Consider the following 12,890-nt stretch of genomic DNA (forward strand, 5'->3'; position numbering starts at 1 on the left):
GATTGCTTCCGCGCCATTTGCTTTCGATGCAACGCCTGAAGCCTGTGACGCAAGATTGCAGAGCCGCAGACGCCGCAGTCTTGGAGAGCTGCACCATGGCGAGTGACATGAACTTTGGCGCCGTCGGGCTCGCAGGCGGCGGAAACCGCTGTTACTGGCAGAGCGGCTTTCTCAAGGCCTTCAGCGAACACCAGCCTCTGTCGCCACGCTTCTACGTCTCCGTCTCGGCAGGCGCCTATCATGGCGCGATGTTCCTTGCAGGCGTCGGCGACCGTGTTCGCGCCTCCGCCTTCGCCTTTGCCGAACAGCGACACCCGGGCGTCGACTGGCGGGCGCTCAGGCGCCGGCAATCGCCGCTCGTCGTCGGTTCGCTCTTCCGGCAGTTGCTCGCCAGCGAATTCGGCGAGACAGAGCTAGAAGCATTGAAGGTGGCGCCACCCATGTTGATCCAGCTGTCCGGCCTGCCGGACTGGATGCCGGGCGCCCTCGGGGCGCTCGGATCGATCGGCGCCTACCAGATCGAGAAGCTGCTGACCGACGGAACTCATTCAAGAGCAGGCGCGCGGATGGGGCTCCGGCCCGTGTGGATCTCGACGCACCATATCGATTATCCCGGAGAACTCGTCGATGCGCTGATGGCAACCTCCTCGGTGCCGCCGTTCATGCCGGTGGGGCGCGTGCGCGGCCGCGCCTATCTCGACGGCGGGCTGGTCGACAACCCGCCGCTGATGAAACTGACGGAAGTCGAGAACAAGGGCTGGCGGACGCTGCTCCTCTCCACACGCTACGGCCGCAAGCCGCTATCAGCGCCGAACCGCATCGTGGTCGGCCCAAGCGAGGACATTCCCGTCAGCAAATTCGCCGTCGGTGATGCGGCCGGCATCCGGCATGCCTATGAAGTGGGCTTGAGAGATGGGCTGGCCTTTGCGCGGAACCCTCAGTCTCGCACAACTTGAACGGCCGGCGGTCGTGCCAGGATGCCGCCGGTGACCGGCGCCTTGACGCCGGTGGTTCCGGGAAAGGTCAGCGGCAATCCTCTTGTCGCACGCACGGCAAGATAGGCCCAGGCCTCGGCCTCCATCGCATCGCCGTCGAAACCTGCCGCTTCCGCCGACAGGACATTGGCGCCCTGCTCGCCCGCCAATTGCGCCAGATCAGCCATGATGATCCGGTTCAGCCGACCGCCGCCGCAGACCACGTAGGTCTTCGGTCTTTGCGGAAGATGCGCTGCTGATTTGAGGATCGCCGCCGCCGAGACATAGGCCAGCGTGCGCGCGCCATCCGAAAGCTCCGCCTCGCTACCTGTTGGTGGAGAAAAGTCATTGCGATCCAATGAACGGCGTGTGCTGGCGGTGAAAAACGGATTGGCAAGATAGCGCTCGGCCAGCGGCATCAATACCCTGCCCTCAGATGCGATGCGGCCGCCATCGTCATAGGGAATACCAGCATGTGCTTCGACCCATTGATCGATCAACGTATTGCCCGGCCCGCTGTCAAAGCCGATGATTGCGCCTTGGCGATCGAGATAGGTCAGGTTGGAAATCCCGCCGATATTGACGAAACAGACCGGCCATTGTTCGGGCGGCAGGCGCCGGGCGAGCGCAAGGTGATAGACCGGTACCAGCGGCGCGCCTTGGCCGCCATGCACCATGTCATTGGCCCGCATGTCGAAAACCACCTCGATCCCGGTCTCCCGGGCCAGCAACGCACCATCGCCGATCTGAACCGTCAGCGCCTGATCCGGCCTGTGCAGCACTGTCTGGCCATGAAACCCGATCACGTTGATCTTGTCTGGCTGAAGACTATGGCGTCGGCGGAAAATCGCAACGGCCTGCGCATGTCGTTGCGTCAGTTCCGTCTCCAGACGTGAGAGGTCGCCTGGCCGCTGATCACGTTGGGTGATCGGCTTGGCATCCTCCAGCCCCTGTTTCAGCCGGGCGCGAAAAGCCGGTTCGTAGGGCACGGAGAGTGACGGCCCGCGCTCGACGACAGCCTCGCCATCCGTCGTCACCAGCGCCACGTCGATGCCATCCATCGAGGTACCGCTCATCAGGCCGATTGCTGTGAGTAATTCTGTCATGAGCCCATCACCGATTCGCATGCCACTTATCGTCAACATTCATGGTGGAAACGGGTGCACTTTTCAAAAAAACAATGCTAAAGCGCCGACGGAATTTACTGAAAACCTGAAAGCTAGACCGTCATGACGAAGTTCAAGTCCGATTTCCTCCGTACGCTCGACGAGCGCGGTTTCATCCACCAGGTCTCCGACGAGGCCGGGCTCGATGAACTGTTCGCCAAGGAAACCGTGACCGCCTATATCGGCTTCGATCCGACGGCTCCAAGTCTGCATGCCGGCGGGCTTATCCAGATCATGATGCTGCACTGGATGCAGCAGACCGGTCACCAGCCAATTTCCCTGATGGGCGGCGGCACCGGCATGGTCGGTGATCCGTCGTTCAAGGACGATGCCCGCCAGTTGATGACGGTCGACACGATCGAAAGCAACATCGCCTCGATCAAGCGCGTCTTCTCCAACTACCTCAGCTACGGCGAAGGTCAGAAGGACGCCAAGATGATCAATAACGGCGACTGGCTGCGCGATCTCAACTACCTCGAATTCCTGCGCGATGTCGGCCGCCATTTCTCGGTCAACCGCATGCTGTCCTTCGACAGCGTCAAGACACGCCTGGACCGCGAGCAGTCGCTGTCCTTCCTTGAATTCAACTACATGATCCTGCAGGCCTACGACTTTGTCGAACTCAACAAGCGCTACGGCTGCCGCCTGCAGATGGGCGGTTCCGACCAGTGGGGCAACATCGTCAACGGCATCGACCTCGGCCACCGCATGGGCACGCCGCAGCTCTACGCGCTGACCTCGCCGCTGCTGACCACGTCGTCGGGCGCAAAAATGGGCAAGTCGCTGAACGGCGCTGTCTGGCTTAACCCGGACATGCTGTCGGCCTATGATTTCTGGCAGTACTGGCGCAACACCGAGGACGCCGACGTCTCGCGCTTCCTGAAGCTCTACACGACATTGTCGATGGACGAGATCGCGCGGCTGTCGGCACTCGGAGGCTCGGAAATCAACGAGGTGAAGAAGATCCTCGCCACCGAAGTCACAGCCATGCTGCACGGCCGTGAAGCCGCCGAACAGGCGGCCGAGACTGCCCGCAAGACCTTCGAGGAAGGCGCCCTGTCCGACAACCTTCCGACCATTGAGGTCGCCAAGAATGAACTTGAAGCCGGAATCGGCCTGCTGGCACTGATCGTCAAGGCCGGTCTCGCAACCTCGAACGGCGAAGCGCGCCGCCATATCCAGGGTGGCGCGGTCAAGATCAATGACGCCGGCGTGTCGGATGAAAAGATGGTCGTCGGCACAGGCGAAGTGACCGCCGATGGCGTGATCAAGCTCTCGCTCGGCAAGAAGAAGCATATCCTGGTGCGTCCGGTCTGATCCGGCACACGATCCACACTCTCATCAAACCCGCCAACCGGCGGGTTTTTTGTTAGCGGAATTCGAAGATCTGGCGAAACACGCCGGGCGCAATGATCGACAGCGGATTGATCACGAGGTTGGGCTTTTCGACGGCGCCGGTCAGCTTGAAGGTGATCCCCAGGAGACCGCGGTCGCGACCATTGCCCAGGATCGCACCGATGATCGGCAGCTCGCCAAACAGCCGGTTGAGGCCATAGGCCGGCATGAAGGTACCGGTCAGGTCTATCTGGCCACTGCTGTCGCGCACGATGCCCTGGAACGTCGCCCCGATCTGGTCCCCCCTGACGATGCCATTCTCCACACTCAGCGTGCCGGCATTGTAGTACAGCCGCGCGAAAGCGCGCTGGAACCGGGCGGAACTGACATCGATATCGCGCTTCACGGCGCTGTTCAGGCTGCGGCCATCGCTGCCTGTCGGCGTCGAGACGATCGATTGCAGACGTTCCTCGTTGTCGACTTGAAAGCTGCGCAGGTCGAGATTTCCAGCCCAGGCGCCCTTCGGGGTCTCGTTCAGCTTCAGGTTCACCAGTCCGCCGACCAGCCGTTTGTAGAGATCGATAAAACGCACGAGCGCGCCGGCATCGCTGCTCGTGACCGATACCTCGCTGAACCCCTCAGGCCGGCGAAGCTTGGCGACGACCGCCTGGCCGTTGCTGGTCACGGCGGAAAAATCCAGTGCCGTCGTCTTGCCTTGTCGCGCACTGTAGATCACCGAGGCTCCCGAAAGTGCCTCGCCGTTGAAGCCCAGGACGCGATCGATCTTGCCCTCGATCCGCAAGGTGACATCATCGCCGCTGCCCGTGCCCTTCGTGGCTGGCGCCTTGAGCTTGGAAACCAGCGATCGCGCATCAAACGACGCACCGGACACCGAGACATTGTAGGCGCCTTTGGCCTGGCGGATCGCGATGGAAAGATTATCGTCCGGCGCCAGCCTTACCTTGCTGAAATTGGCTGCGACCAGACCCTTGGGGCCGATGGACAACTCTCCATTTGCCCCAAAACCATCGCCATCCAGCACGAATTTTTCGATCGTCGTCTGGCCGTCCTGTTCGATGAGCTCGAATGTCGCCTTCGCACCGATGCCCTGCCCCTTCGACCAGCCGATCCACGGTATATTGAGATTGGCATTGCGCAGATCGACGGACGCCGCCTGACGCTTATCGCCAAGCCGGGTGAGTTCCACCGAAATCGGGCCATCGATGATATCGTCAAGCCCCGGCACGAGCATGTTGCGCGTCGCATTGTCGAGTTTGGCGGTAACCACCCGCTCGCGTCCGCTGTCGACGCCCCGCTCGACGGGTTCGCTCATGCGGATGTCCATCGGAACGTCATCGATCTTTGCCGAGCCTTCGATATTGGCAAGTTTGGGATCGACGCCGAGTGTCCCGGTAAAATCGCTGATCCTGCGCCCGTCGAATGGTTTATCGATCGCCACCTTGTCCAGTTGAAGGTCGGCCCGCCAGACCGGCGATGGCGGATTTTGATCGGCAATCAGACCCAGAGTGACTTCAGCAGTGCCCTTGACCCCGCCTGAAAAGTTTTCCGCGACAAACCCGATACGTTGCAACGCCTGGATCGGCTTGAACGACACCAACTCGGCAACTGCATCCGCAGCGCCGTTGACGGCAACATTGATGGTCGCCATCAACGGTTTCTCATAGGCGTGCGCAATCGTCACCGCGCCACTGTCCAGCGTCACGACGCGACCGGACGGGAAGTAGGATGCCGCGGACTTGATCTTCACCTCGATCCGCTCACCCTTCATGTCGAACCGGGCATCGGCGTCGCGCAGTGGTGGAATGTCGCCGGTCAGGTTCACTCTGGCATCGACAACGTCGAAACCGACGCGCAGCTCGTCGCCCACCAGATGTACGGGACGCGGTTCCAGCGACAGGCGATTCTGCGGGATAAATACGGAAATTTCGCCATGTGAGACCGTGCCGCCGAAGATGTTGCGCAAGACCCAGCTGCGCGGTTTGTCGGCGATCCAGTATGGCCAGAGCTGCTTGACCACCGCAGACTTCATATTCTCGACGACGCCGTCGAACTTGACCTCCGGACCGGTGCCCCCGAAGCGGATCTGCAACGTGCTGACCAACTTGCCGCCAGCCGTCGAGACATCCAGCGTATCGACTTGCAGCAGCGTGCCGTCGAAAAGATAACGGCCATAAGCCTTCATGTCGAAGGGAAACGCCGCTTCGCCCGACGAGGGAACATCGGCACGCCCTTGTGCGACGAGCAGATCAATGCCTATGCCCTTGCCGAAATTCTTGCCCTCAGGCAGCCGGTCGAGATCAATCAAGCCGCCGGAAAGCGGCAGGATCATTGGCCCGAACTCAGCCCTGGAATCGCCGATTTCGACCGTATCCTTGTCGAAGTCATAGGAAAAATTCAGGTCTGCCTTGGTGATTTCCTGCGGCTGGCCGTCCGAATAGAATGTCGCGGCCCTCGTGTTGACCGCCAGCGACATCTGCGGCTTCTGGCCGTCGATATCGCGTTTGGCAGACAGAACCAGTTCCGCCGAACCGTCGATGCCCTGGCGAGCAAGCCCAGCCTTGGATCGCCGCAGCATGAAGGGCGTGACACGGAAATCGGCAACCCGAAGCGTCATGGAATGGACCGCGCCGCCCACATTCGTCGTCAGCGCCGTCAATTCGGTCTGTTGGCCATTGACCGAGATCGCACCGAAGATCGAGAGCGAATCGTCCCCGCCCCGCTCCAATGCGAGATCATCGATGGACAGCGTCAAAGGCCGACCACTTGCGCTTGTCGCGGCCACTTCGAGCCCGCCGATCCGCATGCGGTCGAGCCCGCCGCGCGCGATGAAACCCTGCAACCGATCCAGTTCGACGAAAGCGCCGTCTAAAACAGCGGGCATGTTGTCGATGCGGAATTTGGAGAGATCCAACGGTTCGCGCTTCGGCAAAAGCCGGGCGTCTAGGGCAATGCCCTGACTGTCGATTTCTCGAACGGAGAACCGCCCCCCGAGCAGCGCCATCGGCTCGAGGATGAAGCTGACCGACTGCGTCATGGCGACTTGCTGGCCGCTTGCTGCCTCGACGACCGATACGTCATGCGCATCGACAGTCACATCAAGGCCGCCCGAAAAACGAACTTCCGTCCGGCCGATCTTCGCGTCGAATTGTGGCCCCATGGCATTGGAGAGAGCGACTGCGGCCCGCTGCGCAAGGGCTGCGTCCAGCGCGCCGCTTTCGACGACGGCAAACACCCCGCCGATGACGACGGCCCAGAGCCCGATGAAAGCGATGATCCCCCGCAGACACCGGCGCGCAACACTGCGACGCGGCGGGCAGTGGACGATCATCGGATCCTCCGCCTGCGCCGAAGGCAGGGCATGCAGCGGAACGATGTCCCGCGTGCGAAACCGTAGCTTTTCGCCCCGGATATCCGACATGTCCTGGTGATTGTCTCCGTCTATCGATGCAGCTATCAAGTCGCTGTGGACGACTCCGAAGCGGACTATATATCGATGACGCCCACAATCATCCATAAAGCGGGCGAAAGAAAGGTTATCCCATGACGGATTTGAAAGTTGGCGACGCGGCCCCCGATTTCTCCCTGCCCAAGGCCGGAGGCGGCACTGTTTCCCTCGCTGATGTCGCCGGGAAACCCACCGTTGTCTATTTCTATCCGAAAGACAACACGCCAGGATGCACGACAGAAGCGCTTGATTTCACGGATCTTTTTGAAAAATTCGCAAACGCGGGCGCAACCGTCATCGGCATATCGCCGGATTCGGTCAAGAGCCACGACAAGTTTGCCTCAAAACATAACCTGTCGGTGATCCTGGCTGCCGATGAAGCGCACACGGCGCTTGAAGCATACGGTGTCTGGAAGGAGAAGAGCATGTACGGCAAGACCTATATGGGTGTCGAACGCACCACGGTCCTGATCGATGCGGCGGGCAAGATCGCCCAAATCTGGCCAAAGGTGAAGGTTGCGGGACACGCACAGGCTGTGCTCGAGGCGGTTCAATCCCTCTGATGGATCTGACAGTGAGAGAGCCCAAGACCCAGTTTCACTCCCTGCGCGGCGCAGCAACGCTTGCCATCATGAGCGCAGATCTCGACGAAAAGACCAGCCTAGCCCAGACAGCTGCGGTCCGCTGGCAGGAGCGGCGTCTGTCACTCCGGTCGCCATTGGATCCGCCCTTGCCGGATCGTCCGGGACGTCCGGAAAAGCCGGTTCTCGTTCCCCCGAAAGGCACCGAGAAGCGCTCGCTTCACACCCTGCCCGGACGTATCGCAACGCTGCACGCGCTCGCGCATATTGAGCTCAATGCCGTCGATCTCGCGCTCGACATCGTCGGCCGCTTCGCCTCGCAACCCGTGCCGCATTCGTTCTTCGACGGCTGGATGAAAGTTGCTTTCGAGGAAGCCAAGCATTTCCGCATGGTGCGCGACCGGTTGCGCAGCCTTGGCGCGGACTATGGCGACATGCCGGCCCATGACGGATTGTGGCAGGCTGCCCATTCCACCCGCAACGACCTGACTGCCCGCCTTGCCGTGGTCCCGTTGATTCTGGAGGCGCGCGGCCTCGATGTGACGCCCGCCCTGCAAGAGAAGATGCGTGAAACAGGTGATAACGAAAGCGCCGATGTGTTGAACATCATCTATGAGGATGAAAAAGGCCATGTCGCCGTAGGCGCCAAGTGGTTCCGCTTTCTTTGCGCGCGGGAGAAACGCGATCCGGCCAAGACATTCCAGGATTTGGTCCGGGCCAATTTCCGCGGAAACCTCAAGCCGCCATTCAACGACGTTGCCCGCGCCGAGGCTGGCCTGACACCATCATTCTATCGGTCTCTGTCGTCGAAAAACGCATCGTAGCCGACCGAGCGGTCGGCCATGGCTAAGCGTTTATTAACCCTAATCATGCGTAAATGCGCATGGACGAGTGAGAGCCTAGGCGCCGGCTTTCACCCTCTTCCTGTGCGGTAAGCCGCCGAAGCGATGGGGAACGACGTGACAATCAAGGCAAGCAACCAGGTCTTTGGCAAGCGCCGTCAGCAACACGTCGTGATTCTCGCCAGCGGCGACAAGATACGCCACATGACAATCCGCCCCTGGATGGTCGCCCTGACATTCTGCTTTTGCGGCACCATGGCGATCGGCTATCTCGGCGCCACCACCTATCTGGTTTTGCGCGACAACCTGATCGGCGCCACAATGGCACGCCAGGCGCGCATGCAGCACGATTACGAAGATCGCATCGCTTCACTCCGGGCTCAGGTCGACCGGGTCACCTCCCGCCAGTTGCTCGATCAGCAGGTGGTGGAAGAGAAGGTTGAAAAACTGCTGGAGCAGCAGATGGCGCTGACCTCGCGCCATGGCCGCATCGACGCGCTTCTCGAAGGGGCATCAGGCCAGGAGAGCCTGCCGACCGATGGCCCGATGCCGGCGGATCGCCCGCAGATCGGCATCAAGGACGAAGCCTCTGTCCCAACGACAAGCACCCAGGCATTCGCCTCTCTTCTCGGCGCAAAACCGGTGACCAGGGCCGGCAGGGCAAACCTGGCACTTGGCTATGTGCCGATGACGGAGGAAAACGTCGCCGACCGGGCCGACAAGCTGTTTTCCCACATGACCTTGTCGCTGAAAGACATCGAGAGCGAACAGATGGACCGCATCGCCAGTCTCGCATCCGGCGCCACGCAGACAGCCGCCGAGATTGCCGCGATCCTGGAACGCAGTGGAATTCAGCTCGACGATGCACTGGCCCCGCAACCCGATGCGATCGGCGGGCCTTACATCGCCCCCAACCCCGACCATGATTTCAATGCCACCCTGAACACGCTCGATGCGGCCCTGACGCGACTGGAGACCGTGCGTGACACCGCGCGGCGCCTGCCCTTTGCCAATCCTGCCCCCGGCCATGAGATCACCAGCCGCTTCGGCAATCGCCCGGACCCATTTTTCGGTGGCCTGGCCATGCATGCCGGGATCGACTTTCGCGCGCCGACCGGCACCGAAATTCACGCGACGGGCGCCGGCAAGGTGGTGACGGCCGCCCCCTCCGGCGGCTATGGCAACATGGTCGAAATCGACCATGGCTTTGGCCTGTCGACCCGCTACGGTCACATGTCCCGTATCCTGGTGAAGGAAGGCGACCAGATCGAGGCCGGCGATCTCCTCGGCCTGTCCGGCTCCACCGGTCGCTCCACCGGACCGCATCTGCACTACGAAGTCCGCCGCGGCAAGGAAGCGGTTGATCCGATCCGCTTTCTCAATGCCGGCATGAAATTGACCACCCTGATCAATTGACGCGCCCACGGTTTCGCCCAATGATTGCAGGCAACAATGTGATTGGAGCCTGCCATGGACACGATGTCGCTGCTTGCCTTTGCCTTGGCCTTCTTCCTGTTTGCCGCCTCCCCCGGTCCTGACAACATGACCATCGTTGCCCGAACGGTTTCGCATGGTCCCGCTTCGGGCATCGCCTATGGCATCGGCACAGTCTTCGGCATCCTGATCTATCTCGGCCTTGCCGCCTTCGGCCTGTCGATCATTGCCAGTGAAATGGGCCTGTTGATGACCGTCCTGCGTTATGCCGGCGCTGCCTACCTGATTTACATGGCCTATCGGCTTTGGACCGAACCGGCCGTCGTTCCCGAAATCAAGGCAGGCGGCGGCCCACGCGACCTCGTCAGCATCTGCCTGACCGCTGTTGCGCTCAATCTCGGCAACCCGAAAATGCCACTGTTCTATCTTGCGCTGCTGCCCGGCTTTGTCGGCACCAGTTTCGGCATGGGCGACTATGGCAGACTGGCAATGGTCATTGTTCTGGTCGAGTGCGCGGTCATCGGTGGCCATGTCTGGATTGCCGATCGCGCCCGCGCCCTTCTGCGCACGCCGTCAATTATCAGACGCGCCAACCGGATTGCCGGCTCCGCATTGGCACTGGCTGGTATTCAGATCCTTGTGACAACCCGCAGCAGTTAAGCACAGCTGTTAAGCCTTTGTTGCGCCAGATACCTCAGTTTCCTTGACTTTCAGGTAGTTTGGGACTATTCGCCCCTTCCATTAAGGCCCGCGTTTAGGGCGATTCATGGATGTTCGTAAGAACAGGAACGGAACTACTTCCCTTTGATCACTTTTGCTGACCTTGGCTTGAGCCAAAAAGTCCTCTCAGCCGTCACCGATGCCGGCTATGTTAACCCGACGCCGATTCAGGCCGGTGCGATCCCGCCTGCCCTGCAGCGCCGGGATATCTGCGGCATCGCGCAGACAGGTACGGGCAAGACCGCTTCGTTCGTTCTCCCCATGCTGACGCTCCTGGAAAACGGCCGTGCGCGCGCCCGCATGCCGCGCACACTGATTCTCGAGCCGACCCGCGAGCTCGCCGCCCAGGTCGCCGAAAATTTCGATAAATACGGCAAGAATCACAAGCTCAATGTCGCGCTTCTCATTGGCGGCGTGTCTTTCGAAGAGCAGAACCGCAAGCTGGAACGCGGCGCCGACGTGCTGATCTGCACCCCTGGCCGCCTGCTCGACCATTGCGAGCGCGGCAAGCTTCTGATGACCGGCGTCGAGATCCTCGTGATCGACGAAGCCGACCGCATGCTCGACATGGGTTTCATCCCGGACATCGAACGCATCGCCAAGATGATCCCGTTCACCCGCCAGACCCTGTTTTTCTCGGCCACCATGCCGCCAGAGATCCAGAAACTGGCCGACCGCTTCCTGCAGAACCCGGAGCGCGTCGAAGTGTCGCTGCCGTCTTCGACGGCCACGACCGTGACGCAGCGCCTCGTCGCCGCGCACAATAAGGACTACGAAAAGCGCTCTGTCCTGCGCGACCTGATCCGTTCCCAGGAAGACCTGAAGAACGGCATTATCTTCTGCAACCGCAAGAAGGACGTCGCTGACCTGTTCCGTTCGCTCGAACGCCACGGTTTCTCCGTCGGCGCCCTGCATGGCGACATGGACCAGCGCTCGCGCACCAACATGCTGGCCGGCTTCAAGGATAACCAGATCACCCTGCTCGTCGCGTCCGACGTCGCAGCCCGTGGTCTCGACATTCCCGACGTCAGCCATGTTTTCAACTTCGACATCCCGATCCATGCCGAAGACTATGTCCACCGCATCGGTCGTACAGGGCGTGCTGGCCGGTCCGGCGCGGCTTTCTCGCTCGTGACCCGCAGCGATTCCAAGTTCCTCGATGCCATTGAAAAGCTGATCGGTCAGAAGATCGAATGGCACAATGGTGACCTTTCCGCCTTGCCGGCCCCCGCTGAGAGCAGTGACGAAGGTCGCGGCAAGCGTGGCAGTCGCGACAAGGGCCGCGAAGGCAGCCGTGATCGTGCACGCGATAGCAATCGCGAAGGCCGTGGCGAGCGCAGCAGTCACAAAACCGAAACGCGCGCAGAATATGTTAAGCCTGTAGAGGAAGTCGTAATGGAACCGGCAAGGATCGAAACACCCGTGGCAAACGAGCGCAAGGCGGACAAGCGTCCAAACCAGAACCCGCGCAATGCCCGCAACAATTCGACGCCGAACCCGGCCAATGACGATCATCGCGAGCGTCGCCGCAGCCACCACCGCGACCATGATGACGGCCCGACACCGGTTGGTTTCGGCGATGATATCCCTGCCTTCATGCTGATCGTGGCTGCAGCCAAGGCCTGATCCGGTCATGGGTGCACCCGGCATTGATTTTCCCGGCCTCGGCGTCGGTCTTGCCATCCTTCGGGATGGCAAGTTGCTTTTGTGCAAACGCATGAAGGCGCCGGAAGCTGGCCACTGGAACATCGTCGGCGGCAAGGTCGACCATATGGAACCGGCCGAACAAGCAGCCCGTCGCGAGGCCGAGGAGGAAACTGGCCTGACGATCGGCGCGATCGAGTTCGTCGCCTGGTCCGAGCAGCGGATCGAAGCGGATCGCCAGCACTGGGTCTCCCTGCTCTACAAGACCACCGACATCCAGGGCGAGCCGCAATTGACCGAGCCGGACAAGCTGTCGGCAATCGGCTTCTTTGCTCTCGACGACCTGCCGCAGCCGCTCTCGGCCTTCACCCTGGCGCTGCTGCCCTATCTGCGCTGAAACCTATTTCTTGGCGTCCGCCCTGATGGCTGCCTCGAAAGCCAGCCGCACCCATTTCGCCATCTCGTCGGGATCGTCATAGGCCTCTTCGGGAACGCTCCAGTAAGGCATGGCGACCGGCTTTCCAGTCTTGCCTTCATAGGACCAGCGCCTGGCACCGGCGGCCTCCAGCAGCGGCGCCGTCTCGCTGTCGCCCTTCAGCATGATCTCATCGAACAGATCGAGCGCGAAGATGATGCCCCGGTGATAGATGCCCTTGCCGCCGAACATCCGGCGGATGGAGACTGGCCCGAGCGCCTGAAACATTTCCTCGATCGCATCATTGTCCATG

11 protein-coding genes are annotated in these 12,890 nt (G+C 61.1%); 8 read left to right on the top strand and 3 right to left on the bottom strand.

The genetic code is table 11. The annotated features are described in order from the left end of the window. Positions 1-95: 95 nt before the first annotated feature. Entirely contained in the window at positions 96-956 is an 861-nt protein-coding gene (locus tag LQ231_RS13610) for a patatin-like phospholipase family protein (RefSeq protein WP_230171721.1), read from the top strand. On the opposite strand, the gene LQ231_RS13615 is transcribed toward LQ231_RS13610, so the two are convergent. Continuing rightward, a complete protein-coding gene (locus LQ231_RS13615; protein WP_230171722.1) occupies positions 938-2,080 on the bottom strand; it encodes an anhydro-N-acetylmuramic acid kinase in 1,143 nt (380 codons plus the stop codon). The genes LQ231_RS13610 and LQ231_RS13615 overlap by 19 nt on opposite strands. A 123-nt stretch (positions 2,081-2,203) precedes the next feature. On the opposite strand from LQ231_RS13615, the gene tyrS reads away from it, so the two are divergent. Continuing rightward, a complete protein-coding gene (gene tyrS / locus LQ231_RS13620; protein WP_230171723.1) occupies positions 2,204-3,457 on the top strand; it encodes a tyrosine--tRNA ligase in 1,254 nt (417 codons plus the stop codon). Positions 3,458-3,509: 52 nt separating this feature from the next. On the opposite strand, the gene LQ231_RS13625 is transcribed toward tyrS, so the two are convergent. Next, positions 3,510-6,914: an AsmA-like C-terminal region-containing protein gene (locus LQ231_RS13625; protein WP_230171724.1), complete on the bottom strand. Its 3,405-nt coding sequence runs from the start codon at positions 6,912-6,914 to the stop codon at positions 3,510-3,512. 122 nt (positions 6,915-7,036) lie between these two features. Here LQ231_RS13625 and bcp point away from each other — a divergent pair, with 122 nt between their 5' ends. From bcp to LQ231_RS13655, 6 genes are all read left to right on the top strand, one after another. Beyond that, positions 7,037-7,504, top strand: a complete 468-nt coding sequence (gene bcp / locus LQ231_RS13630; RefSeq protein ID WP_230171725.1) for a thioredoxin-dependent thiol peroxidase — start codon at positions 7,037-7,039, stop codon at positions 7,502-7,504. Continuing rightward, a complete protein-coding gene (locus LQ231_RS13635; protein WP_230171726.1) occupies positions 7,504-8,346 on the top strand; it encodes a ferritin-like domain-containing protein in 843 nt (280 codons plus the stop codon). Before bcp ends, LQ231_RS13635 begins: the two co-directional genes overlap by 1 nt. Positions 8,347-8,469: 123 nt before the next feature. After that, positions 8,470-9,780, top strand: coding sequence for a M23 family metallopeptidase (locus LQ231_RS13640; protein ID WP_230171727.1), 1,311 nt, complete (start codon positions 8,470-8,472; stop codon positions 9,778-9,780). Between the two features lie 54 nt (positions 9,781-9,834). Then, the gene (locus LQ231_RS13645) at positions 9,835-10,458 is read left to right on the top strand and encodes a LysE family translocator (RefSeq protein WP_230171728.1); all 624 of its coding nucleotides are present in this window, start codon (positions 9,835-9,837) and stop codon (positions 10,456-10,458) included. A 144-nt stretch (positions 10,459-10,602) separates the two neighbouring features. Continuing rightward, positions 10,603-12,144 carry a DEAD/DEAH box helicase gene (locus LQ231_RS13650; RefSeq protein ID WP_230171729.1) on the top strand — a complete coding sequence of 514 codons (1,542 nt, stop codon included), beginning with the start codon at positions 10,603-10,605 and terminating at the stop codon, positions 12,142-12,144. A gap of 7 nt (positions 12,145-12,151) precedes the next feature. Further along, on the top strand, positions 12,152-12,559 hold the full coding sequence (locus LQ231_RS13655) for an NUDIX domain-containing protein (protein WP_230171730.1): 408 nt from the start codon (positions 12,152-12,154) through the stop codon (positions 12,557-12,559). Positions 12,560-12,562: 3 nt separating this feature from the next. On the opposite strand, the gene LQ231_RS13660 is transcribed toward LQ231_RS13655, so the two are convergent. Then, positions 12,563-12,889: a TfoX/Sxy family protein gene (locus tag LQ231_RS13660; RefSeq protein ID WP_230171731.1), complete on the bottom strand. Its 327-nt coding sequence runs from the start codon at positions 12,887-12,889 to the stop codon at positions 12,563-12,565. Position 12,890: the final 1 nt, after the last annotated feature.

This window comes from Rhizobium sp. CECT 9324 (assembly GCF_918741265.1).
GTDB lineage: Bacteria > Pseudomonadota > Alphaproteobacteria > Rhizobiales > Rhizobiaceae > Allorhizobium.